We start from the raw sequence: 25,703 nt of genomic DNA, 5'->3' as shown, positions 1-25,703 counted from the left end.
ATTATGAATCTGTTGGCCGGAGGTGCTGGGTGAATTTATACGGGCTTATTGTGTTTCATCATGTAGCTGTTATGGGCAGCGTGACGAAGGCAGCCGAAGAGCTGCGTATCAGCCAGCCTGCCGTAACCGCTCATGTGCGTAATTTATCGCATGAGCTTGGATTGACCTTGCTCGCTCCGAGGGGCAGAGGGATCTTGCTTACTGCCGCAGGAGAACGGGTTGCAGCCCACGCGGCTAGAGTCGCCGCATTGGAGCGGGATATCAAGCGGGATGTCGATGCCTTCCGTTCCGGCGAGAGTGGTGTTATACGTATAGCGGCTACATCGCTTCCTGCGAACTTTCTGCTGCCCGGCTGGCTGATGACTTTCCGGGAGGCTTATCCATCTGTAGTTGCGAAGCTGGTCACAGGCAATGCGCGTGATGCCAGGCGCGCTTTGCTGCACTATGAAGCAGATTTGGCGGTGATCGGCGGCAGCTCGGAGGAATTTCAAGGGTTGTCACATCGCCTTCTGCTTGAGGATGAACTATGGTTCGTCGTGCCGGCTGCGCATCCGCTTGCCGGTCTATCCCTCGCGTTGTCTTCGATGATCGAGCAGCCGTTTGTGATGCGCGAAACAGGGAGCGCCGCAATGGACAGACTGCTCTCCCTATGCAGGGTTCGCGGTGTAAGACAGCCAACCGCAGTATTAAAGGTAGACGGTGTGCAAGAAACCGTACGCCATGTGGCAGCTGGGTTCGGCGCAGCGTATGTTTCCTCCTTGGAGGCGAAAGATGCTGCAGCCCGGGGGGAGATCGCCCGCGTTGATGTCACCGATGCGAAATTGGTTAATCCAATCGTGCTCGTATGGCGAGCTGACGATCCGCTTCCTCCGATTGCCGCCCATTTTGCCAGGCAAATTACCGGAGATGGGACTGCATTTTGATGCGACGCCGTGTATGGGGGCTCGCCATTGTTAGTTATGCGCTGCTGCTGGCCTTGTCGATATTCACGCGCATGAAGATGCCGGCAGGAGAGTATGCATCCGATGTGGGCCGTTTAATGGAGATTCGCGTTCATAAGGTCGTGCATATCGAACAGACGGATGACATTGTCGATGCGCTTGCGGAGGCGAAACGCAAGAAGCTTCCGATATCGGTATCAGGCGCGCGTCATAGTCAAGGCGGACAAACCTTATACGAGAATGCAATCGTCCTGGATATGAAGGGTTATGACCGCATTCTCCATATTGATGAAGACCGGAAGCTGATCCGCGTGCAGAGCGGCGCAACCTGGGAGAAGATCCAGAAGGCGATCCAGCCGCTGGGCTTGGCGATGCGCATCATGCAATCGCAAAATTTGTTTACGGTTGGCGGTTCGATGAGTGTGAACGCGCATGGCCGCGACCTCGGAGAAGGGCCGCTGATCGATTCGGTGGAATCGTTCCGTCTTCTGCTGGCAAGCGGAGAGAAGCTGCAGATAAGCCGGACAGAGAACGCGGAGCTGTTCCCGCTTGTGATAGGCGGTTACGGATTGTTTGGTATAATTCTCGATGCTGATTTGCGCCTAACGGACGATGCGGTATACAAGAAGCATGTTGTACCCCTCGATTATCAAGCTTTTCCGGAGTATTTTCGAGAGCAGGTGCTTCGAAGCCCGGATTCGGTGATGGCGATCGCACGGATGTCGGTTGCCCCGGATTCTTTCTTGAAGGACATGTTCGTAACAGCCTATTTGAAGACAGACGAGGCTTTAACGGAAGACTTGGCGGAGCTTAACGATGAGCGGTTCGTCGGTATCACTAAATTTGCATTCGGCTTGTCCCGCAAATTCGATTGGGGGAAGGGGGCCGTATGGAGATTGCAGAAGAAGGGCTATCTGGTGGAGGAGGAAGAGCGAATCTCCCGGAACAATGCGATGCGTCCGGCTGCATCCTTCATGGAGTATGCCGACACGCAGAAAACCGACCTTCTGCAGGAATATTTCATCCCGGTGGACCGCTTCCTGCCCTTCGTGGACGGATTGCGTCGTATTGTTCGTGAAGATGAATTGAACTTGCTCAACGTAACCATCCGTTATGTACCTAAGAACAAAGAAGCGATGCTCTCATATGCTGGCCATGACAGCTATGCATTCGTCTTGCTGTTCAACACGAAGCGGACGGCGCCAGCCCTTCAACGTATGGAGCTGTCCACCAGGCGGCTGATCGACTTGGCATTAGAACAAGGGGGAACGTATTACTTGCCCTATCAGCTGTATGGAACGACCCGGCAGATCAAGGAAGCCTATCCGAATATAGATGCATTCTACGTTGCGAAGCGTGTATGGGATCCGGGGCTGCTGTTTATGAATGAACTTTATGCGAGGTATGGGCGATGAGAAAACAGATACACGAAGGCCGGGAGCGCTCGGCGCTGAGATGGATGATGCTTTCACAGAGCATGATGACATTCGGCGGAGGCATCGTATTTCCGTTCTATCTGATATTCGTGAAGGAAATTGGCGGGGACTTCACGGAGTACGGCATTGCATACGGCTTGTTCACGCTATGCTCGGCTTACTTGAACGGCGTGTTTGGCAAATCGTCGGATCGTTACGGGCGCAAGCGGTTTCTGCTGCTTAGCGCTTGGGGAACGGCGCTGCTGTTCTTGGTGTTTCCGATCGTGACGGATATTTGGCAGATCTATGCACTGCAAATCTTAATGGGTGTCTTCGGCGCCATGCAGAAAACATGCGAGAAAGCGCTCTTGGCCGATATGACTGAGGAAGGCCGCAGGGGCGAACAGATCGGCCGTTATCATATTGGCGTGTCGATCTGTTCAGGGCTGGCCGTTATGGCCGGAGGCGTTCTTATCGATCTATTTACGCTTGATGTCATGTTCTACTTGGGTTCAATCGTGCTGTTTCTCAGCGGACTCATGTTAAGCGGCGTAGGGGAAAAGACTCCGACTTAGATGAGAACCGATACATGGTCAAACGCGGTTGAAGCAGCTATTGCATTGCTTTTCGTGGTGTTACTGTTAAAAAGGAAGCGCCCTCCCAAGTTCCTGTGATGAACTTGAGGGGGCGCGTAGGTTGAATAATGGATCAAACGGAATCCAATATGGAGATTGAACTTTAGTAAAAGGTTTGGTACAATAGAAAATGGTCGGCAAAGATGTGTGAAAAAAACGTAATTTCCCAAAATAATTATAGCACAATGAATCCGGGGATGTCAACATTGATTTCCATACGGTTTCCGTTATGCCCGCTAACCGTTAATTCAGGAATGTACATTATAGTGAGAGGAACGTTGTCGAATGTCTGAACCGGCTCAAGATTGGAAATGTGAACAGCTGCGGGTCGATCAGGTTGTTCAAGAAATTGACGGCCAAATGGCGACATTAGAGCGCCAGACATCTGAGGCCAGAAGTGAAATGGTCGAAATCCGCAAAAATTTCTGGGATGATGTCACCGTCAACTTCGAGGATGCAGCTGAGCTGGCCGAGACTGCAGCAAGCTTAAGGCAGCAGGCCGAGATGCTCTTCGACCGCGAGCATGCGCACAGGCAAAGCGATAAGCAATTGCGGACCCTGAAGAAGCTGAGACAATCGCCGTACTTTGGACGGATCGATTTTGTGGAGAATGGGGAGTCTGCCTCCGAGCCCATCTATCTTGGCATTGCCTCGCTGCGTGACGCCACTGATACGGATTATCTCATCTATGACTGGCGTGCGCCGGTCTCGAGTCTGTATTATGATTATCCGCCGGGACCGGCCCGGTATGATACACCCATGGGCATGATCGGCGGCGAGCTGAAGCTGAAACGGCAGTTTGTCATACGGGATGGTGTCATTGCGAGCCTATTCGATACGGGTGTTACGATCGGTGACGAGATGCTGCAGGAAGTTCTCGGCAAGCATTCGGATGCTCAGATGAAGAGCATCGTCGCGACGATTCAACGTGAACAGAATTTAATTATCCGGAATGACCGCAGCCGCTTGCTTGTCGTTCAAGGCGCCGCAGGGAGCGGCAAGACATCTGCAGCACTGCAGCGGGTAGCTTATTTGTTATACCGGCATAGAGGGACGTTGAGCGCAGATCAGATCGTCCTCTTCTCGCCAAACCCGATGTTCAATAGCTATGTGTCGACCGTGCTTCCAGAGCTTGGCGAAGATAATATGGAACAAACCACGTTCCAGGATTATTTGCATTTTCGCTTAAGCAAGTCATTTCGATTGGAGAACCCTTACGAGCAGCTCGAGTACGCTTTGTCCGCGATGGAAGATCCGGGCTATGAAGCCCGGATGGAGAGCATTCGCTACAAAGCATCCGGCACGTTCGTGGAGTTGATGGAGCGTTATCTAACCTCTCTAAAAGACGGGGGGCTCATCTTCCGAAGCCTGTCGTTTCGCGGGGAGCCTTTCATTCAAGCGGATGATATTCATGACTACTTCTACTCACTCGATCATTCGATTCCGATTCCGAACCGGCTTCGTCTCGTTGCCGAGCGGTTAATGGAGAGATTGAAGGAACGTCAAACGGCCGCACTTGAAGAACGTTGGGTAGAAGATGATATCGAACTGCTGGATAAGGATACGTATCTGAGGATTTATCAGCAGCTAAGAAGGAAGAAACGCTTCAATAAGGATTCCTTCGACGATTTCGAGGCGGAGAGGGCTATGCTGGCCGAGTATGTCGTCCGCGAACGGTTTAAGCCGTTGCGTAATCGCGTAAAACGATTAAATTTTATCAATTTAAAGGCGGTATACCGTCAATTGTTTGCTGATCCGACGTTCGCTCAAGCTTACCTGGAGGAAGGCGATTCGCTGCCGGCCCGCTGGAGCCAAATCTGCACACGGACGTTGGAACGTTTGGATGAAGGCGAGATGGCCTACGAGGATGCAACACCGTTTCTGTATGCGGTAGAACGGATCCGCGGATTCCAGACGAATGTGTCCGTGCGTCATATTCTTATCGATGAAGCGCAGGATTACACAGCTTTTCAATTCGCTTATCTGAAGCGGCTGTTTCCGAGGGCCAAAGTTACTGCGCTAGGTGATATGAATCAATCGATCAATGCGCATACATCTAGCGGCGGCAGCGGGTTCTCTGCAGTCGAAGCGCTGTATGATCCGGAAGAAACGGAAAGAGTCATGCTGACTCGCAGTTATCGATCGACCCGGCCGATCGTTGAATTTACCAGTATGCTCATTCCTGGAGGAGAGAGTATCGAGCCGTTTAACCGGAGCGGCGAGAAACCGACGCTCACAACCGTGAAAGATAGCCAAGCGCTTCATGCACACATAGTTGAACGGATTACGGCGCTGAAGGAAGAGGGCTATCAGACGATCGCGGTCATCTGCAAGACGGCTGCTGAGAGCCGAACGGCTCACGATGCGCTGCAGCAGTTCATCGATATCCGTCTGATGGAGAGAGAAACGTCTGATTTCGAACAGGGCGTTGTCGTGATTCCTTCCTACTTAGCTAAAGGGGTCGAGTTCGATGCGGTCATCGTGTACGATGGTTCGGTTAGCGGTTACGGGAGGGAACGAGAGAGAAAGCTGTTCTACACGGTTTGTACTCGTGCAATGCATGAGCTGCATCTATATACGATCGGGGACTGGAGTCCGTTCATTTCGGAGGAGGCCAGAAAACGCTGCACAGTGGAGCCTGAATAATCGAACGCAAATAAACCATGCACCTCAGACGATGAAGGATGGAATGGGGAAACTTCCTATTCCAACGTCCATCGCCAGGGTGCATGGTTATTAAGTTTGGGAACGGTATGTCTGTTTCATATCCGGTGCAGCTTGCGGTATTTCGCAGGCGGAATGCCCATCTGCCGGGTGAACAGCCTTGTGAAGTAATATCGGTTGGATAGTCCGCAATCTGCCGCAATATCCTCTATACTGGCATCACTATTCTGCAGGCGGTCGCATGCACGCTGTATTCGCAGGCCGGATATGTATTCGGAAGGCAAAACCCCTGCTGCAGCCGAGAATTTCCGCGAAAATTGAACAGGACTTAGACCAGCCTCATCCGCGAGGGCAGACAGACTCTCTCCGTTGAATGCCGCTTCATGAAGCCGGCGCTTCCACCGATCGCTCCATATGGTCCCACCCTGAGTGACCGCTGAAGAGGTCTCGAAGCAGATTAATTGCCATATATCATTAACAAGGTGATCGACCCACGGCTGCTGTGGTGCAGGGATGCGGCTTGCTTCACGCAGCAGCTCGTATGTATTGTGCAAACGTTGATTATGCTTGACGCTTATCCGCCCGAGCGGCAAGCATGCGGCATCGCGTATAGTCACTCCCTGCTCATCCACGACATCGCATAGTATATAATGGAAGGTAAGATCGTTCAACGCTCTGCGATGCAGCGTAATACCTGGCGGACAGCAGACAAGGTCTCCGGCGGATGCTACGCCCTCCAGATCCTGCATCCGATAGGCAAACATGCCGGCTTCGACGGCGAAAATCATCATATGCTCATACGTATCGGCTTCATGCACGAATCGATCTCCTAAATGCCATACAAAATGATGGAGCACTTCAATTCTGTGTGTTGCATTCCATCGAAGAGCTTCCATCGCCATAACGCCTCCCAAAATGAAATAGAAGATACAAGAATGATTGTATTCTTCATTTCTATTCACTCATTGTATAGGTAAAATGTAACATATATATACATAGAAATTTGGAGGTGCCTGGCGGATGCAATCATTCGATACAGAGACACTCGACCGTGACCGGCTGGTCGAGCAGTTTCGTGAGTACGGTTATGTGATCGTGAAAAATGTACTTTCTTCCCAAACAGTAAACCGCTTAAACGCAGCGATCGATGAAGTTGGGGAGGGACATCCAGACAGTGAGCCGAATTTGGATATCCGCAATGCCATTGAACGACATGCAGCTTTTCTGGAGCTGATCGATGAACCGACGGTTCTACCGATCGTCATGGATATCCTCGGCCGCAATATCCAGCTTCATACGTCCCACCTGACCGTGCGGAAGCCGCTTCCTCGTCTTAACGGGCAGCCGCAGCCGCCCATCGGCTGGCATGCCGACGGACCGGTGCCTTCTTTCCCGGCGGTAAATGGACTGACACCACTTTTCTATATGAAAGCCTTATATTTCTTAAGCGATATGTCACAGCCTGGCCGGGGCAACACCCGTGTCATGCCGAAGAGCCACAAAATTCCGCATTACCATCCGGGCTTTAGCGGAAGTGACCCGCAGACCGAGGGTGTCGACGTTTGCGGCAAGCCGGGTGACGTCTGCCTCTTTGCACAAAATCTATGGCATGCGCCTACGCATAATTATTCTGAATTCACGCGTCGTCAGCTGTTTATGGGTTATGGCTATTTGTGGCTGCGTCCGATCGATTATCATGCTGTGTCTGATACAATGCGCCAAATCACCGATCCCGTAAGACGGCAGCTGCTGGGACTCCATGAGGGGGAACCGTTTCGGTTCTACGTACCGGATAGCGGCAAACTCCCGTTAAACAAGCTTTGAAATAAATAAAATAATGAGGTGCTGACCCATAAAGCTATTGTTTGTATGCAGCCGGAACAAATGGAGGAGCTTAACAGCCGAGCATATCTTTCACGGCTTGAACGGCCTTGACGTGCGATCCGCCGGAACGGAAGAGCAGGCGAGAATCAAAGTGACAGCCGGACATATCGGCTGGGCGGATATGATTCTAGTCATGGAACGAAAGCATCTGCGCCGCCTTCGTAGTAAATTCGATTTCATACTGAGCGAGAAGCAGATGGTCTGCTTGGACATTCCGGACGATTATCGATACATGGATGAAGAGCTTGTTGAATTATTGAAAGCAAGGGTGGAAGAGACGATCGGAATATTGGACTGAACCGAAGGCTGACAACCGTTCAGCAGGGGAGATGATCTGGTATGATAAAGGCGGTAATTTTCGACTTTGATGGTCTAATTATCGATACGGAAACATGCGAAATGGAGTCCTACCGTCAATTGTACACCGAGCACAGCGTACCTTTCCCCGCTGAAGTCTACTTGGGTCGAATAGGCGGAAGAGACAACTTCGATCCTTACGAGGACCTCATTATTCGCAAAGGAGAGCCCCGCATGGATCGCGGGGTGCTGTCGGAATTCAGGCGCAGCTTGTTTAACGAACGCTTCAGCTGCGAGCAAGTAAGACCCGGTGTCCTGCACTATTTAGATACAGCCAAGCGGCTGGACCTCCGAATCGGTCTTGCATCGAGCTCTTCACTGGACTGGGTGATGCCGATACTGGATCGGCTGGAGCTCACGCCCTTCTTCGAGTGCATTCGCACATTTGACTATGTTCGCAGAGCCAAACCGGATCCAGAGCTATATGAACAAGTAATCGCCGAGTTCAATATCCGGCCGAATGAAGCCATCGCTTTCGAGGACTCGCCGACGGGCGCCTTGGCGGCCGTAAGAGCAGGGCTGCATTGCGTCATTGTGCCGAATTTGACCACGAGCGCGTTAACGTTCCCGGAGGTAAGACGGCGGCTAAGCTCGATGGAGGATGTGCAGCTTGAGGAGCTCATCCATCAGCTTATTGATGCTTGATACAGGTGAAGTCCTTGCTCGACCCGACACGCAGCAATAGGAAGGGGCGCTCCATTATTATCAGCGTCTCTTCTTATTTATGTTAGTCCACGATCGAATGATATTTTAATTATAATGGAGCATTCGAGTTGCTTTATGATTATCGATGTGTTATGATACGTTTATAGCAAATCTTAACCTTAAATTCACATATTGAAAAAGGTGATCATTTGTCTGATGGTACCTTTCTCAATGTGTGATTTTTTGTTTGTATCAAAAAAAACATGTTAATAAATTTTTGGAGGTCATTTCAAATGGAAACAGGAACAGTAAAATGGTTTAACGCAGAAAAAGGCTTTGGTTTTATCGAAGTTGAAGGCGGAAACGACGTATTCGTACACTTCTCCGCAATTCAAGGCGACGGATTCAAAACGCTTGACGAAGGTCAACGTGTAGAATTCAACGTGGTACAAGGCAACCGCGGACCACAAGCTGAGAACGTTGTAAAACTGTAAGCTTACGCAACATGCACTGCCCTTAACTAGTGTTAAGGGCAGTTTTTTATTTCAAGCAGGAGGGGTTAACTATGTATTTTCGAAGAAAATCAGTAGAGGATCTCCCTCAAGAAAACACAGCGATTTGGACTTGTACGCAGGATGAATGCAATGGCTGGATACGGGATGATTTTGCATTCGAATTTATGCCGACTTGTCCGTTATGCCATTCACAGATGGTGAGCAGTTTTAAGATGCTTCCCTCGCTTGCGAATTCCAACAAAGCGATCAAGTCTCGCAAGTAACACTGTCACATACGATTCACAAGGATGTCCTGCATATGGATGTCCTTTTTATTTTGCCTGCTTTTAAGTAAACCAAAGATCCTTGAACCGCACCCACCCCAAGGATTCAAGTGAAATTCCCCGAATCGAAGGATGAAATGCCGTTTTTAGATGCTTCCGATAAAGAAATAATAAGCTGTGTCTGCGCGTTAATTCCTGCTCAAGCTGGTTGAAAATCGCCGTTCTGCTGTGGACATCGGGCTCCGCAAGAAGCAGACGAATATGGTGGTCTAAGAATGTTTGCATGCCCGGCAGCGCATGCTGCTGCATGCTCTTGAAGAGATCCACCAGCCGCAGCTCCCGGTGCTCATCCAGCATGATCGCAAATAGCAGCAAATCTGCTGACATGCGCGCATGACCCTTGAATTCTTCCGCAGGAATGAGCTGAAGCTCAAGCGCTATACCTGATCTCGCACATACCTCCTGGATCAGCTTAGCGTCGGCCTCATACTGAGGGATGGTCGCCAAGATAAGCGTCTCCCCCCGATAACCGGCTGCCTGCAATCTCCTTGCGATATCATTCAAGTCTCTTGGAGTCCGGTGCTCATGTACGCCTTCTACTTCCGGCCAGAAGCTGTTCGCTTCCTCGATGACATCACCGGACAGCAGCTCCATGAGGTATTGCCGGTCAATCGCATAATCGATCGCTTCGCGCAGAGAGACATCCGCAAGAGGGCCGTTCTTCGATTCGTTGACGGTTACAAATTTGCATGTCATGCCGGATTGCCGGACCTGCTGCCATTGATCGGATGCGTTATCGGTCATTCGCACATTGTGCATGACTTGGAATGAAGGGAGCTCGGCGGAAGGTCCGTTCGAATTCCCTTCGGGCAGCGTCCAGACCTCAACAAGGTCGAGAAATCCTCTGCCGTGAAAATATCGATCGAAAGCTTCCAGGATCCACACGCCTTGCTCCTTGCTAGTTAGACGAAAGGGTCCTGTACCGACAGGAGTCTGTCCAAATTGTAAACCGGAACCCTCGCACACGTCTTGGGGGACGATGGATGCCCGATTAGTCGTTAAGAAAGCTAGAAAGGCTTCGTTGCGCTCGGTCAACCGAATATGGATCGTCGTGTCATCCGGTGTTTCAATCGATGCAATACCCGCATAAACCCAGCTGTATAATCCTCGCGGAGCAAGCCCCTTTAGACGTTCCAACGAATATTTCACATCCGCGGCACGCATTTCCCTGCCATGATGAAATAGAACGCCCTTGCACAAATAAAATGTCCATAACGTCCGGGAAGCGTCCACCTCCCAAGCATGGGCGAGATGCGGCAGTATGGCGGCTCCTTTGGGGTCCATGCGAACTAATCCGTCGAACAGCTGGTTAACGAGATGTGATTCCCCTGTGTAATGAATGGCTGCCGGATCTAACGTGTGAATCGTTTGCTGCAATGGGAAGCGCAGAGTATCCGTTCGCCGCGCGCCTTGGAGCTCCGTATGGAAACCAAACCGTCCGGCCAGCCATTCCTGAAATTGCTCCTTCAGTAGAGCAGACGGTTCCATCGATTGAACGAGCTCCAGGGCTGCGCGCAAATCCTGCTTGGCGACCAGCTCCTGCGCTTCCTGCAGGGCAATCTGTTCGCGGCGGGCGAGAAAGACGAGGCTTGACCGATTGCCGCGGCCTTTCCTTGGCGTCCAGCTTATCCAGCCTTCAAGCTGCATTCGTTTCAACAGCAGCACCATATTGCGATGGGTGCAATCCACCATGCCTGAGAGCTCCTCGACGGTAACCTCGAACGGGGCGTCTTCCAAGATGAGCGGGTAGGAATTCCGAAGAGTCAAATAGTGGCGGCGAATCTTCATGGACGCGACCTCCTAAATAAAACATGTAATTTCATCATAAGAACTTGCACTTTTTCTTCCTGTTTTCTAGGTTACAATAAATAGGCGCAGTAAACAAATGTGACGATGATATTAAACACGGGAGTGAGCTTTCTTGAGAGATCCAGCGCCATGGCAAAAGAGGTACGTAAGAATGTGGATTCTGGCTCTTGCTTTGGGCATCGTGAGTCAATATTTATTTGTAGGGAATGCGGCTGGGATTTCGGTTGTTATATTCATACTCGGTTTCTATGGGTTGTTCTTCTATGCCGCGAATGGGAGGATGGGCGGTTTCGATAAGTGGCAGGGACAATCGCGTTCAGGGTGGCTGCTTATGGTGCCAATCGGGCTGCTTGTCATGACATACGCCATATTCGCCAACCGTTTCTTCCATCTGCTGAACGGGGTGGCCATCATGATCTTAGTCGCTGCCCAGACGATCCTGCTTACGCGCAGCGGCTCGCAGCCTTGGCACAAGGCCGGATTTTTCCCGGATCTCGTTCATCGCTGCATCGTGAAGCCGTTCACTTATGTGTCCGTCCCGTTCGGCATTGTCAGCAATTTGGTGCTGCCCAGTGAAGGCATCCGTACAGCCAGAGGGACTTTACGCAAAGTTTCCCTGGGTCTGCTGCTTGCTGCGCCGATCCTCATTGTCGTTATTGCGCTGCTGGCTTCAGCTGACCGGATCTTTCAATCCTGGTTGACTGAAATCCCCGGATGGTTCCAAGGGCTTTCCGTTGGAGAAGGTGTTGTACGCGTGATGACTGCAGGAGGTATTGCACTCTATACATTCTGCTACATATGGGGATTATTAGTTCATAAGCCGGCGGATTCAACGATTGGCTCTTCTGCTGCTGTTAACAGCTCGAATTCGGCAGAAGGCAATGAGGCGCAGCAGAAGGCACAGATGGCCCTGGATCCCATATCGGCGGGAACGCTGCTGATAAGCGTAAATCTGGTCTACATATTATTTGCAGTCATTCAATTCTCTTACTTGTTCGGCGCGGCGAACGGCTTGCTGCCTGAGGGAGCCGCCTATGCGGAATATGCGCGAAGGGGGTTTACAGAGCTGGTTCTCGTCGCGCTTATCAATCTGGTACTGCTGCTGTGCGGACTGCATTTCGTTCGCCGTGAAGGGGTATGGATGGAAAGAGTCCGCAAGGTCTCGCTCAGTATGCTGGTTATCTGCACAGTCATCATGCTGGTATCGGCCTACAGCCGCCTTTCCTTATACGAAGACGCATATGGCTATACGCAAACGAGGCTGCTGGCACATGGCTTTATGCTGTTTCTTGGCGTTCTGCTCGTGACAGCCTTCATCCGGATTTGGCAGGAGCGCCTGTCTTTGTCAAAAGCATATATCTGCTGTGCGGTTATCGCCTACGTGGTGATGAATTACGTGAATCTTGATGCACGAATCGCATCTAATAATATTGCCCGATATGAACGGACGGGCATCATCGATATAGCATACCTGGGAACGTTATCGGCCGATGCGGCTCCAGCTCTGCTCAAGCTGCAGGAGAAGCAGCCGGACATCGAGTCCTTGAATCAGGTAGTCGACCAATTGAAAGAGCGGTCCCGGTCGAGAGATCAATGGCCATCATGGAATTTATCCGAGCAAAGGCTGCGCTAGCAAGCTATCTCTTGCAACCAGAAAACGGCCGTGTCAATCGGCTGCTTGCATCAGACAAGAGAATCCCGCCCTTTCAGCGATAACCATCGGGGAAGGGCGGGATTCTCTTTGACCGCTATATTATGAATTCAATTCAAGCTCAATGACCGTATTCCTCTTGTCCGGCAGCGGGTAGGTTAGATGCTCGGGACGGGCAAAGCTGACAAAGGCATCCTTCTCGAAGAGCGCTGCACTCCAAGGTCTGATCAAGAACAGTTCAGATCCGTCAGCCAATAGACGAGCGTTCTTGACCTTTCCAGCAAGTCCGTTGAGATTGACGGGACCGATGCTTTCCTCGAAAACATGCGCGTAGAGGAGGTTGCCTTTCTGCGTGTAGCGGCCCCATTCCGGTTTAGGGAGATCCGCATTGCTGCAGCCGTATATGCTTGCCCCATTATGCTTCATCCATTGACCAACCTCGGCCAATATATCGAGCGATTCCTGAGGAATCTCGCCTCTGGCTGTCGGGCCGACATTCAGCAGCATGTTGCCGTTCTTGCTGACACATTCCACTAATTTCCGAATGACGGTTGTTGCCGTCTTGTAGGAATGGTCGGCAGCTGCATAGCCCCAGTTATTATTCAATGTGATGCAAGCTTCCCATGGAATAGGATTGCCGTTATCATCGGTTACCCCTTCAGGAGGAATGATCTGCTCCGGTGAAGCAAAGTCGCCGGCATAGATGGAAGGGTTGCTTGTATACAGGCTGCCGCCTTGTTCACCACTACCTTCTAGACGATTATCGATCAGAATATGCGGCTGCAGCGAACGAATCATCGTCATAAGCTCGGTTGCTTTCCATGTCTCGCTGGCCATATTGTCGTAGGAGAAGTCGAACCACATGATATCAAGCTTGCCGTAATTGGTTAACAGCTCGCGGACTTGTCCGTGCATATAATCGAGATAACGGTGGAATGTATTGGGATCACGCTTGAATGCTTCGTTCTCTCTCATTGGATGATGCCTATCCCCGTAAGCGGGGTAATCTTCATGATGCCAGTCAATGATGGAATAATAAAGACCGACTTTAATGCCTTCCGCGCGGAACGCTTCCAGAAACTCGGTAACGAGATCGCGGCCTGCTTTGGTATTGGTTGCTTTATAGTCAGTCAGCTTGCTGTCGAACAGACAGAAACCATCATGATGCTTCGCGGTCAATACCGCATACTGCATGCCGGCTTCCTTGGCCGCTTTAGCCCATTCCTTGGGATTGTAACGATCGGGATCAAATTGATCAAAGTATGGCTGATAGTCCTCGACGCTTATTCGCTCGACACTGCGTACCCATTCGCCTCTGGCTGGTATGGCATACAGTCCCCAGTGGATAAACATGCCGAATCGGTCGTTTTGAAACCAGCGCGTGCGCTCGGTTCGTTCTTGTATGAGATCTTGTTGAATGTTCTCCATTAAATACCCTCCAATGCGTGGAATGCTTGACTAACTGCAATAAAGTTTATCAATGATATGCTATAATAAACAGATCCACTCTTAACCTAGACGGGTATAAAATTAACTTCTGCAGGTGATAATCCATGAATCCCAAACAGACCGATCCTACTAACCAGACCGCCATTCACGATATCATTCGCAATATGCAGGTTCACGTGCTCAATGCTCAGTATACCCAATGCTGGCCGGAGTGGAGAGAGCTTGATTATACGCCAAGCTACAGCAAGCTCTATTACATCGTAGAGGGGGAGGGCTGGTTAAAAATTAACGGACAACCGTTCTGGCCAACGCCGGGACAGCTTTTTCTCATGCCTGCCCATGTCGAGCAGTCTTACTCCGCCATTAGCGACCGGCCTTTTCTGAAGTATTGGTGCCACTTCACCGCGACTGCGGGAGATCTGGACTTTTTCCAATGGCTGGACGTCCCTTATTGCTTTGATTCGCTGGATCAAACACAGATGACCGCGTTGTTCCATGAGCTGTTCCTGCTCCACCAAGAGGCCTCCATACCTGCAAGGTTGAAGGAGAAAGCCATCCTGCTGGATATTTTGTCACAGCTGCTTACAGCAGCGCCACTGCTGATCCATCAGAACCGGACGCCGGAGATCGAGCGGCTGACTGTCATTCAGCAGTATATCGATTCCCATCTCCATGACGAGGTAACCCTGGAGGGGATGGCGGCACATTTGCACCTGCATCCGAATTATTTTATTAAATATTTCAAAAAGCATTTCGGTATTTCACCCCTCAAGTATGTGATCCGCAAAAAGATGGAGAAGGCCAAGGTTCTCTTGAAAACGACTTCGCTCAGCATCAAAGAAATCGGTGCCCGGACAGGCTTCGATGACGCGAATCATTTCTCGAAAACGTTCCGCCGTGAGATCGGCTACAGCCCCACCGAATATCGGACCAATCTATAACCTGCCTATATCATCTTAATTTTGTACAAAAACATAATAATATCCTGCATGTCTTTTAAAGGTGCATTTGTTTTAATATCAGGTGTAGCTATGAAGAAGAGAAATTTATGAATGCGCTTACATTATTTGTTCGAAATAGCCTGTTAAGGGATGATTCCGATGAATAGAACGTGGCTGCGCAAAATGATCTGGTCGTATATCCCGATTTTCTTCATCATTTTCTCATTTGTTTTTTTTATGTTTTTTCAATCTCTGGTAGAGCAGAACAACAAGAATACGAAGGAATCAAGCAAAGTCTTCACGCGTCAGCTGCTTCAATCCATCGACGTGTCCTTGAAGTCCGTGGATTATATGATTATCCGGGAGATTATGAACAATAAGCTGATTAGCGATTTCTTCGACGAGAAGGACGACAGCAATGTTTATTTGAACTATCAGGTGGTCAAAAAGCTGGAGAAGCTGAAGCAGGAGGTTCCGTTCATAGCCTCGTTCTATTTGGTCCGATACAGCGATCAATTGGTTTACAGCGGCAATCTGATTAGAAACCTGGATGAATTCGAGGATGCTGCGTTTATACGCGAGATGCAGAGCAGCGACTCCAAATCGCCTTGGACGGACGTCAGGATGTACCGCGAGTTTTCCTTTCAGAAGAAGAAAGAAGTAGTTAGCCTCGTACATAAGGTTCCGGTAAGTCTTGGATCGGAAGGTCTTTTCGTTGTCAATATCAACGTGTCGTCGCTGCAGGACAATATCATGGATATGTACGATCCTCAGACGGCTTTCGTGAACCTATATGACCGAAACGGGAATCCATTCTTCAAGCAGGATGATCTACCCGGGAAAAAGGAAATTCTCGCTAGCGTTGCATCGGAGTATACGAACTGGACCGCGGAGAGCGGCGTATATAATGGCAAGCTTGTTAGCGTGGTTTCGAACTTTTCCAGCGTATGGCTGTTATTTGGACTGCTAGTGTTTATTGCCGGCGTCATCTCCATTATTTATGTGACCAGAAAAAATTACAAACCTCTGGAGGAGCTTGTTGTTCGGATTAATGACAACCTCTTTCAGGAGAAGCACACGCTAGGAAGGGTGGCTATTGACGAATTCGCATTTATTGAATCTGCCATCAACAATTTTGCCGAGCAATCGAAAGTATTCAAGAAAGAATCCGAGAAAGCTGCGCTCGAACGAAGAAAAACCTTCTTTACACAGCTGCTTTCCGGTGAAGAGAGTTCATCCGAATGGACATTGCCTCCCCACAGCCTCATTAAAGTTCTCGTTATCGAAATTGATCATGCAGAACAATCCTTTTACCGGTATCAAACCAGAGATCAAGCCTTATTTAAATTTGTGCTCAGCAGCGTCACCCATGAAATGATGACCCAGCCGACCACTCACCTATGGCTGGAGTGGACCTCCTCCTTGCAGCTGACCGGCATTGTCTTTTTGGAGAATCCAGAGGCCGATGTTGACGAGGTTTGCGAAGGTCTCGTGGCATGGCTAAATAAAAACCTGGCCTTTACGGTCACGATCGGAATCGGGGAATCAACGGATTCGCGACTCGGGGTGCCGGAATCCTATATCGAAGCGCTGGAATCCTTGAAGTTCAAAGCTGTTCTGGGCAACAACCGGATCATCCGGCTCCAGGAGGCGCGCAATTTCTCCAACAAAGAACCGAGTAAGCATCTGAAGGCCATCCACCAATTCGTGCAATCCTTCCGCTGCAATGACCAGGAATGGCTTGCGAATTATGATCATTGGTTCGAAGGGATTCGGAAGTGCTGCTTATCCAAGAATGAAATTATTGAGCAAGGCCGCTATTTTATTGCGCATATGGACCTGAACATGTCACAGATCTCCAAGGACTACTATGAGAACTGGACGGCATCCGCACTGCCGTATGTGCGGCAAATCATCGGAGAGTTCGATACGCTGGATGAGCTGCAGCAGGTGCTCCGCGGGATATTAGAGGATTATTCCACACGTCTGGCCGTGCTTCGCGAAGGGCGGCAATATCATCAATCGATGAAGAAGGTGCGGGAATATATTGAGCATCATTACGCGAATCCCGAGCTTTCACTCGATTATTTAAGCGACCAATTCTCGATTAATGCCAAATATTTGAGCCAGCTGTTTAAGGATGAATTCGGGGAGAACTTTCTGGATTTTCTCGCTGAGGTCAGAATTCAGCATGCGAAGCGGTGGCTGCTGGAGCAGTCAGACTCCATTCAGAATATCGGTGAGCGTGTAGGTTATGTCAATGCCGCTACCTTCCGAAGAGTATTCCGCAGGGTGGAGGGCATCTCGCCTATGGATTATCGCAAGCATCATACCAGTGAACAAACAGGTTGATCCTTTCGTGTTTATCGTCAGCCTGTTCGTCAATGAAGGGGGAAATGAGCCATTGAAGGCTTCATGGATGATTGGGATACCTCTTATCGTTATGGCGCTCGTCGCTGCGGCTTGCACCCAGCTGTTCGTAAATCCCATTCTGAAGGATCAAGGAACAAGCGAGGCGGTTGATATACGGCCTGCTGGAGAATTTCCGATTGCGGATAAGCCAGTCACCCTCAGGATCTATGCCGTTCCTCCGGTGGAAGTGGAGGATATTAATACGAATTTATTCACCACATATGTAGAAGAACGGCTGAATATCAAACTAGAGTTCGTTACCGCGAGCCCGGCAGCCAAAAAAGAACGCAAGCAAATGCTATTTGCCAGCGGTGAATATCCCGCTATTATTCTAAGCGGCGATTTCACGCCGGATGAACAAATCAAGTATGGCATGTCTGGGGTTCTTCAGCCTCTGGATGAATTAATCGACCGGTATGGGGTGAATATGAAACGAATTTTCGCAGCGAATCCCAAGCTGCGGCAAGCGATTACGACCCCGGACAATCATATTTATTCCTTGCCGGATATTAATGAATGCTTTCACTGCTGGTATTCCCAGAAGCTGTGGGTCAACACGGAATGGCTGGAACGGCTGCAGCTGCCGGAGCCCCGTACAGCTGAGGAGTTCTATCAGATGCTGAAGGCCTTCAAGACGATGGATCCGAACGGGAACGGCATACAGGACGAAATTCCGCTGTCTGGTGCCACCGATTCCTGGCATACCAAAATTACTGGATTTTTGATGAGCGCATTTATCTATAACACGGACGAGAACTACTTTTACATGGATGACGGCAAGGTAGGGATGGCTGCCGCACAGCCGGAATGGAAGGAAGGGATCACTTATATCCATCGTCTTTACCGCGAAGGGCTGATCGATCCCTCCTCGTTTACCCAGACGCTGGATGGCATGATCCAATTGGCAAGCCATCCGGAAGCTAATATACTAGGCAGCGCGACGGTGGGACATATCCGTATGGCATTCAGCGGATTGGATAATGAGCGGAATAAAGAATACAGCACAATCCCGCCGTTAATCGGTCCGGATGGATACCAGGCTGCGGGTTATTTCAACCGGGTAGGGAATGGGCAGTTTGCGATAACGGATAAAGCAACGGAAACCGAAGCGGCTGCGGCCATCCGACTGGCTGATTTTCTCTATTCCGAGGAAGCGGTGATCCGCAATGAATTCGGACCTGAGAATATGTGGTGGCGGAAAGGAACGCAGGGAGAGGTTGACGAACACGGCAGACAGGCCAAATTCAAGCTGAACCCGGAATATTGGGATCATCTGACCCAGAATGAAGGCTGGAGCCAGATGGGAATTCTGTATCGCAACCGGGATCTGCGTGAATCATGGGCCGTGCCGAAGGATCCGAATACAAAGGAAGGGTACGAGCATCGCCTGTATTTAGAAACGGTGGAGAATTATCAGGGAAAGGAGCCTCCGGAGGTTTTTCCCGAGAATGTATATGTCGATCCGAAGGAAGCGTTCGAAGCAGCGCGCCTCCGGGTACAGATGAATGAATATATCGAAGCCCACATGATTCAGTTTATTACGGGCGCCAAGCAGATTGATCAGGAATGGGAAGCTTATTTGGAGGGCTTCAAAGGATTGAAACTGGATCGTTACTTACACATCTATCAGAAGGCGTATGACAACTATACGAGAACCATCAAAGTCCTGCCATGAAGATGAATTAGCGGCAGCTCCAACAACCGATTCCGATAATTCCGGAAATCGGTTTTTTTGCCGTTTTCATATTAGGGGAACAGCGCTTAACCCATTCCTGGGCGATGGCGGAATTTTGAGCGCTGACAGAATAATGCGCGTTCCGTCCGCTCGCCTGAAAAGTAAGCGATTACAGAATATCGTCTCCTGGTTGAATACTGATCGTTGACCCTCTTCCGGCGTTCCCTTATCGTTATCACCAATCCACATCTTAAGGCGAAATATTGGAAAGGGAGTGAGTTTTCAGGGATGCAGTCAACAGGGGCGCTGGAAGCAAAGAAGCCGAAGCTAGCGAGGAGTAACAAGCCGCTTCTAATGAAAGGTACATCCAAAAAAATGAAGCGGCATTGGCAGCTGTATTTACTTATTTTACTGCCTCTCGCGTACCTCATTATTTTCAAGTACATACCGATGTACGGAGCGCAGATCGCCTTTCGCGACTTTAGTCCGGTCAAGGGATTCACCGGAAGCGAATGGGTCGGGCTCAAAAATTTCTCTGACTTTTTTAACTCTCCGAATTTTTGGGTTCTCATTAAGAACACTTTGATTATTAGCTTATATTCGCTTGCTATTGGATTTCCGGCACCGATTATACTTGCGCTCGCGTTGAATGAAATTCGAAGTATGCGATTTAAAAAAGCAGTTCAAATGGTGACGTTCGCGCCGTATTTCATTTCTACGGTTGTCATGGTTTCGATGATCATCCTATTCTTATCGCCTCGTCTAGGCTTCGTGGATCTGATCGTGAAGCTGCTCGGTATGGAATCGATAAACTTTATGGGAATCCCGAGCTATTTCAGCAGTATTTTCGTGCTGTCCAATGTGTGGCAGGGCATCGGGTATGGTGCTGTTATATACCTTGCTGCACTTGCCGGAGTCAATTCAGAGTTATATGAAGCTGCCAAGGTTGACGGAGCTTCACGATTTCAGAAGGTCATTAACATCGATATACCGGGGATCATGCCGGCAGCCATTATTCTTCTTATTCTTAATGTCGGGCAGATCATGAATGTCGGTTTCGAGAAAATCTTTTTGATGCAGAATCCATTGAATACGAGCACTTCAGAAGTAATCTCGACTTATGTATACAAAATAGGGCTGCTTGGAGCCAATTTCAGTTTCTCTGCGGCAGTCGATTTATTTAACTCCGTCATCAATCTCATTTTGCTGCTAACCGTCAATTATTTCGCCAGACGCGTTTCAGACAACAGTCTATGGTAACGGAGGGAAGGGAAACGATATGAATAAATCGATAGCAATCCGAGAATCGTTCGGCGATAAATTTTTTCTCTTTCTGGTATATGCCTTCCTGATCGTCGTTCTTATCATTGTGCTCTATCCGCTCATCTATATTGTAAGCTCATCCTTCAGTTCTCCGCGTGCCGTCATTAGCGGGAAGGTCTGGCTGTTCCCGGTGGAGCCCAGCTTGGCAGGATATAGGGCGATCTTCAACAATCCGCAAATATTGACGGGGTATGCCAATTCATTATTCTATACGTTCTTCGGTGTACTGATCAATGTGACCATGACCGTGATGCTGGCGTATCCGCTATCCAAGAGCACCTTCTACGGACGTGGATTCATCATGCTGCTCCTCGTCATTACGATGATGTTCAGCGGAGGCTTGATTCCATACTATCTCACAGTCAAATCGCTTGGCATATTGGATACAAGATGGGCGATGCTGCTCCCTGGCGCTCTGGCGGTATGGCAGGTCATTATCGCCCGTACATTCTTTCAATCCACCATTCCCAAGGAGCTTGGAGAAGCCGCTGAATTGGATGGCTGCACAGACCTTGGCTTTCTCTGGCGGATCGTGCTTCCTTTGTCCAAGCCCATTTTGGCCGTACTGGTTCTCATGTATGCGGTTGGGCATTGGAACGCCTATTTTGATGCACTGATCTTTCTGAAGTCGCAGGAGCTGTATCCTCTGCAAATTATTTTGCGCAACATACTCATCTTGAATTCGATCGATGCGAGCATGATGGTCGACGCCAACCAGATGGCGGCTATGCAAGGACTGCGTGACCTGTTGAAATTCTCGCTAATCGTTGTTGCTACGCTGCCGGTATTGGCGCTGTACCCTTTTGTGCAAAAGTATTTTGTCCAGGGCATCATGATCGGATCGCTCAAGGGATGATGTGTCCTGCTCCCGAATCGATCCAAGCTTCATTATGTCAAGGGGGTGGTTGAACCATATGGATTGTGATGAGGAATCGTTTTCGCTTCCATCACAACGATGAAGATTACGTATGTCTGCACACCATTTGAAGGAGGAGTCAGCGTTGAGAAAAAAGACTAGAAAAATCGTATTTGCAATGGTTCTTACATTATCCATGCTATTGTCCGCCTGCAGCAGCGGCAGCGATTCAGGTAATGGCGGCAATGAAGGAAACTCAGAAAATGCGGGTGGAGACAGCAAAGACGCCGTCACGATTAACGCCTATATTGTCGTTCCTCCACGTATTGAAGATATTAGTACGAATACCGTGACGAAGTTTATTGAAGAGCGGTTGAATATTAAGTTTAAGTTCGATGCTACACCTCAAGCCAATGCGGATGATAAGAAGAAGTTGATCATGGCCAGCGGCGATTATCCGAACGTTTTTCTCTCGGGAGGATTCACCCAAGCGGAACAAATCGATTACGGTAAGCAGGGCATTCTCGTCCCGCTGAACGACCTGATTGATAAGTACGGCAATGAAATCAAGAAAGCATTCGATGAGGATCCTGATCTAAGAGCAGCGATAACAGCGCCGGACGGCAACATTTACGCGCTTCCGCACATCAACGACTGCTTCCACTGCTGGTATTCGCAGAAGCTGTGGATTAACAAAGAATGGCTCAAAAAATTAAACCTTGAAATGCCGACTACTACGGAAGAATACTACGAAGTATTAAAGAAGTTCAAAACGTTGGATCCCAATGGCAACGGGCAAGCGGACGAGGTTCCACTTTCCGGCGCATTCAATACCTGGCACGGTATACCGTCCAATTTCTTAATGAACTCCTTTATCTACAACAATGACGAGGATTTCTTCTATATGAAGGATGGTAAGGTCCAATTGGCTGCCAATCAGCCGGAGTGGCGTCAAGGCTTGGAGTACGTAAACAAGCTGTACGCTGAGGGTCTGATTGACAAAGAAGCCTTCACGCAAAATAACGATCAGATGATGCAAGTCGGAAACAAAGAGGGCGACAATATTTCCGGAAGCGTTACTGCTGGACATATCGGCATGTATTTCAGCATGGTGGAGGGCCAGAACCGGCATAAAGAATATATCACCGTACCGCCGCTCAAAGGGCCTAATGGAGTCGCCTACGCAGGGTACTATAAAGCTTATGGCAGCGGTCAATTCGCGATTACGAATAAAGCTTCAGAGAAAGAAGCGATTGCGGCGATCAAGCTCGCGGATTACTTGTATTCCGAGGAGCATGCGATCACGAACGAGTACGGACTTGAAGGAAAGTATTGGGAGAAAGCCAAGGAAGGCGAGAAGGACGTGCATGGTAATCAGGCCAAGTACAGTCTGAAGCCCGCTTACTGGGATATTGGCACGACGTTCAACGACACCTGGGATCAGATGGGCATCACCCGCAGAACGCGAGATATCCGTGAGTCATGGGCTGTGCCGGAAGATCCGTTCTCGCAGGTGGGCTATGAGTACCGTCTGTATATGGAGACGGCGAACAATTATGAGAACAAGCAGCCGGAAGTTACATTCCCGCTAACGATATTCATGGATGACAAAGACGCTAAGGAAGCCAACCTGCTTCGTACTCAAATCAATGAATACGTCCGTTCCAACATGGCTCAATTCGTGACTGGATCCAGGAAATTGAATGACGGCGAATGGGATAAATACGTGAAGGGCTTCGACGGGTTAAACCTGAATCGTTATCTGGAAATTTACCAAGCCGCTTACGATAACAAGAAATAATAAAGTGAAGACCTAGTGATATCAGCTTCAACAAACCGACCTTCCTATCGATTGGGGAGGCGGTTTGTTTGCGTTTCGAAGAGGTAAGACGTCATGAAAGGTATAAGCCCGCAGTTGTTAATTTGAGATGACACATGAGATGAATGGGAGTAGAACTTTTGGTTGCGGAGATGAGTTGGAGAAAAAGTGAAAATTCAATTGGTAAACGTAACCGGATCTGATACGGCACTTGACGCGAGCATGAAATCAATTTATAGTATCCATATACCCATACGGGTATTAGTATAACGAAATTGACTAAGAACATTACAGGAGGTTGCGCAGATGTCGATCCGAGTAGACAAGACGGTGGATGCCAAAGGTCTTGCATGTCCGATGCCGATTGTTCGAACGAAGAAAGCACTGGATGAATTGGAGGCTGGACAAGTTCTGGAGCTGCAGGCCACAGACAAAGGATCGCTCGCTGATATCCAAAGCTGGGCGAAGACAACCGGTCATCAGTATTTGGGATCCACTCATGAAGAGGATGTGCTTCATCACTTCATACGAAAGTCCAATCCGAATGAAGTGAAGGAAGCTAAAGCTTATCCCCATACCATATCGAATGACGAACTCTTGCAGAAGCTAGCGAATGATACCGCTCCGGTCATAGTCGACGTACGCGAGCCTGCCGAATATGCTTTCAACCGTATTCCGGGTGCGATATCGATTCCATTCGGAGAGCTGGAGCAGCATATTGGCCAACTAAATCCGGAGCAAGAAATCTATATGGTTTGCCGTACGGGAAACCGCAGCGACATGGCAGCGCAGCTGTTGTCCTCAAGAGGCTTCAACAAGGTCATGAATGTGATCCCGGGCATGTCGGAATGGAACGGTCCAACAGAGAAAAACTAATCGTACAAATTATTGCCGCTAACGGGGTCTGCCAGGAGAAGCGACTTTCTTGGTTTTTGCCTACGATGCCGACGCATCGTTACGTTTCTAACTAACCTCATGGAGAGTGAAATCGATGAATCAGACCGAGCTTAAAGGAATGACTGCAGGGGAATTGGCCGTGAAGGTATTTCATCATGAGCCGTTATTTATACTGGATGTTAGGAACGAGTCCGATTTCATGAATTGGAAGATTGAAGGCAAGCAGATTCAAATCCTGAATAAGCCGTATTTTGAATTGCTGGAAAGCGTGGATGAGATCATCGATCAAATTCCGGACGAAACCGAAGTGTTGGTCGTCTGTGCGAAAGAGGGCTCGTCCCAATTTGTTGCCGAGCAGCTGGTTGAACAAGGAAAAAGCAAGGTTTCCTATCTGCTGGGCGGTATGAAGGCGTGGAGTGAGCATCTGGAGCCGGTCAAGATCGGCGATCTGTCGGATGGAGGCTCGATCTATCAATTCGTGCGCATCGGTAAAGGATGCCTTTCTTATATGATTATCTCCGAAGGTGAAGCGGTTGTTGTCGATACCTTGCGGATGACCGGTGAATTCGAACGATTCGCCGCCGAGCATCAAGCTGTGATCAAGCACACGCTGGATACGCATCTCCATGCGGATCATATCTCTGGCGGACGCAAGCTTGCGGAAGATGCTGGAGCTATGTATTGGCTGCCGCCCAAGGATGCAGATGAAGTGGTATTCGACTTTAATCCTCTTGTGGATGGCGCAGACATCACCGTCGGCCGTACCCGGATCACCATTCAGCCGCTATACTCCCCGGGGCATACGATCGGAAGCACTTCCTTGATCGTAGACGGAAAGTATTTGCTTTCGGGCGACATCCTGTTTGTGGCCTCGATCGGCCGTCCGGATTTGGCCGGCAAAGCAGAGGATTGGGTCGGCGATCTTCGCGAAACGCTTTATGAGCGTTACAAGCAGCTGCCGGATGATTTGACGGTGCTTCCTGCCCATTTTGGCAGCATAGCTGAGTTAGGGCAAGATGGGAGCGTATCGGCAAAACTGGCAGACTTGTTCCGCAACAACCCTGGACTGAACATGACAAGTGAAACCGAGTTCAGAAGTGCCGTAACGGAGAAGCTGCCGCCGCAGCCGAATGCCTATCAGGAAATTCGCCAAACGAATATGGGCAAGATTACACCGGATGACGAAGAGCAGCGCGAGATGGAAATCGGACCTAACCGCTGTGCGGTTCATGATAAATAAGGAGGAGTTTACACATGGAGATTACAAAAGTAGTGGATACCAAAGGTATGGCTTGCCCAATGCCGATCGTCAAGGTGAAGAAGGCTTTGGATACGCTGGAATCGGGACAGGTCATGGAGGTTCAATCGACGGATAAAGGATCATTGAATGATTTTCAAGCATGGGTGAAGCAAACGAACCATGAATTAGTGAAGCATGAGGAAGAACAGGGCGTTTATAAATTTTTCGTAAGAAAGAAGTAGTGGAGGGAAT

At 49.5% G+C, this 25,703-nt stretch carries 22 protein-coding genes; 19 read left to right on the top strand and 3 right to left on the bottom strand.

The window, feature by feature from the left end; translation table 11 throughout:
- The first annotated feature begins 29 nt into the window (after positions 1-29).
- The 4 genes from NNL21_RS03600 to helD all read left to right on the top strand — a co-directional run bounded on the left by NNL21_RS03600 (position 30) and on the right by helD (position 5,637).
- Positions 30-923, top strand: a complete 894-nt coding sequence (locus tag NNL21_RS03600) for a LysR substrate-binding domain-containing protein (RefSeq protein WP_204816072.1) — start codon at positions 30-32, stop codon at positions 921-923.
- On the top strand, positions 923-2,356 hold the full coding sequence (locus NNL21_RS03595) for an FAD-binding oxidoreductase (RefSeq protein WP_204816750.1): 1,434 nt from the start codon (positions 923-925) through the stop codon (positions 2,354-2,356). Before NNL21_RS03600 ends, NNL21_RS03595 begins: the two co-directional genes overlap by 1 nt.
- Positions 2,353-2,931, top strand: coding sequence for an MFS transporter (locus NNL21_RS03590; RefSeq protein ID WP_204816071.1), 579 nt, complete (start codon positions 2,353-2,355; stop codon positions 2,929-2,931). The genes NNL21_RS03595 and NNL21_RS03590 overlap by 4 nt, the downstream gene beginning before the upstream one ends.
- A gap of 345 nt (positions 2,932-3,276) precedes the next feature.
- The gene (gene helD, locus NNL21_RS03585; protein ID WP_204816070.1) at positions 3,277-5,637 is read left to right on the top strand and encodes an RNA polymerase recycling motor HelD; all 2,361 of its coding nucleotides are present in this window, start codon (positions 3,277-3,279) and stop codon (positions 5,635-5,637) included.
- Between the two features lie 116 nt (positions 5,638-5,753).
- Here the strand turns inward: helD and NNL21_RS03580 are convergent, their stop codons facing one another.
- Positions 5,754-6,551, bottom strand: a complete 798-nt coding sequence (locus NNL21_RS03580) for an AraC family transcriptional regulator (RefSeq protein WP_204816069.1) — start codon at positions 6,549-6,551, stop codon at positions 5,754-5,756.
- Positions 6,552-6,675: 124 nt separating this feature from the next.
- Between NNL21_RS03580 and NNL21_RS03575 the strand changes: the two genes are divergently transcribed.
- From NNL21_RS03575 to NNL21_RS03555, 5 genes are all read left to right on the top strand, one after another.
- Positions 6,676-7,479, top strand: a complete 804-nt coding sequence (locus tag NNL21_RS03575; protein WP_204816068.1) for a phytanoyl-CoA dioxygenase family protein — start codon at positions 6,676-6,678, stop codon at positions 7,477-7,479.
- A gap of 28 nt (positions 7,480-7,507) precedes the next feature.
- Entirely contained in the window at positions 7,508-7,837 is a 330-nt protein-coding gene (locus tag NNL21_RS03570; RefSeq protein WP_204816749.1) for a low molecular weight protein tyrosine phosphatase family protein, read from the top strand.
- Positions 7,838-7,878: 41 nt separating this feature from the next.
- Positions 7,879-8,541, top strand: a complete 663-nt coding sequence (locus NNL21_RS03565; RefSeq protein WP_204816067.1) for an HAD family hydrolase — start codon at positions 7,879-7,881, stop codon at positions 8,539-8,541.
- A gap of 293 nt (positions 8,542-8,834) precedes the next feature.
- Positions 8,835-9,035: a cold-shock protein gene (locus NNL21_RS03560; protein WP_204816066.1), complete on the top strand. Its 201-nt coding sequence runs from the start codon at positions 8,835-8,837 to the stop codon at positions 9,033-9,035.
- A gap of 71 nt (positions 9,036-9,106) precedes the next feature.
- Positions 9,107-9,319, top strand: coding sequence for a cold-shock protein (locus tag NNL21_RS03555; protein ID WP_204816065.1), 213 nt, complete (start codon positions 9,107-9,109; stop codon positions 9,317-9,319).
- A 63-nt stretch (positions 9,320-9,382) separates the two neighbouring features.
- On the opposite strand, the gene NNL21_RS03550 is transcribed toward NNL21_RS03555, so the two are convergent.
- Entirely contained in the window at positions 9,383-11,167 is a 1,785-nt protein-coding gene (locus NNL21_RS03550) for an ABC transporter substrate-binding protein (protein ID WP_204816064.1), read from the bottom strand.
- Positions 11,168-11,339: 172 nt separating this feature from the next.
- Between NNL21_RS03550 and NNL21_RS03545 the strand changes: the two genes are divergently transcribed.
- Complete coding sequence (locus tag NNL21_RS03545; protein WP_204816063.1) at positions 11,340-12,821, top strand: DUF4153 domain-containing protein; 1,482 nt, start codon at positions 11,340-11,342, stop codon at positions 12,819-12,821.
- Between the two features lie 120 nt (positions 12,822-12,941).
- Here NNL21_RS03545 and NNL21_RS03540 read toward each other — a convergent pair whose 3' ends face one another.
- Positions 12,942-14,267 carry an alpha-L-fucosidase gene (locus NNL21_RS03540; RefSeq protein ID WP_204816062.1) on the bottom strand — a complete coding sequence of 442 codons (1,326 nt, stop codon included), beginning with the start codon at positions 14,265-14,267 and terminating at the stop codon, positions 12,942-12,944.
- Positions 14,268-14,392: 125 nt separating this feature from the next.
- Between NNL21_RS03540 and NNL21_RS03535 the strand changes: the two genes are divergently transcribed.
- The 9 genes from NNL21_RS03535 (at position 14,393) to NNL21_RS03495 (ending at position 25,693) form a co-directional block, all read left to right on the top strand.
- Positions 14,393-15,229: an AraC family transcriptional regulator gene (locus tag NNL21_RS03535; protein WP_204816061.1), complete on the top strand. Its 837-nt coding sequence runs from the start codon at positions 14,393-14,395 to the stop codon at positions 15,227-15,229.
- Between the two features lie 159 nt (positions 15,230-15,388).
- Complete coding sequence (locus NNL21_RS03530; protein ID WP_204816060.1) at positions 15,389-17,581, top strand: helix-turn-helix domain-containing protein; 2,193 nt, start codon at positions 15,389-15,391, stop codon at positions 17,579-17,581.
- Between the two features lie 7 nt (positions 17,582-17,588).
- Positions 17,589-19,316, top strand: coding sequence for a type 2 periplasmic-binding domain-containing protein (locus tag NNL21_RS03525; RefSeq protein WP_204816059.1), 1,728 nt, complete (start codon positions 17,589-17,591; stop codon positions 19,314-19,316).
- A gap of 288 nt (positions 19,317-19,604) precedes the next feature.
- Positions 19,605-20,576: an ABC transporter permease gene (locus tag NNL21_RS03520; RefSeq protein ID WP_204816058.1), complete on the top strand. Its 972-nt coding sequence runs from the start codon at positions 19,605-19,607 to the stop codon at positions 20,574-20,576.
- A gap of 19 nt (positions 20,577-20,595) precedes the next feature.
- Entirely contained in the window at positions 20,596-21,495 is a 900-nt protein-coding gene (locus NNL21_RS03515; protein ID WP_204816057.1) for a carbohydrate ABC transporter permease, read from the top strand.
- 145 nt (positions 21,496-21,640) lie between these two features.
- The gene (locus NNL21_RS03510; RefSeq protein WP_256555034.1) at positions 21,641-23,296 is read left to right on the top strand and encodes a type 2 periplasmic-binding domain-containing protein; all 1,656 of its coding nucleotides are present in this window, start codon (positions 21,641-21,643) and stop codon (positions 23,294-23,296) included.
- A 324-nt stretch (positions 23,297-23,620) separates the two neighbouring features.
- Positions 23,621-24,190 (top strand): sulfurtransferase TusA family protein, encoded by a 570-nt coding sequence (locus tag NNL21_RS03505; RefSeq protein WP_204816055.1) that lies wholly within the window; start codon positions 23,621-23,623, stop codon positions 24,188-24,190.
- 115 nt (positions 24,191-24,305) lie between these two features.
- Positions 24,306-25,451 (top strand): MBL fold metallo-hydrolase, encoded by a 1,146-nt coding sequence (locus tag NNL21_RS03500; RefSeq protein WP_204816054.1) that lies wholly within the window; start codon positions 24,306-24,308, stop codon positions 25,449-25,451.
- 14 nt (positions 25,452-25,465) lie between these two features.
- On the top strand, positions 25,466-25,693 hold the full coding sequence (locus NNL21_RS03495) for a sulfurtransferase TusA family protein (RefSeq protein ID WP_204816053.1): 228 nt from the start codon (positions 25,466-25,468) through the stop codon (positions 25,691-25,693).
- Positions 25,694-25,703: the final 10 nt, after the last annotated feature.

The organism is Paenibacillus mendelii, from assembly GCF_024498075.1.
GTDB classification, from domain to species: Bacteria; Bacillota; Bacilli; order Paenibacillales; family Paenibacillaceae; genus Paenibacillus_Z; species Paenibacillus_Z mendelii.
This window is presented reverse-complemented; position numbering and strand designations above follow the sequence as displayed.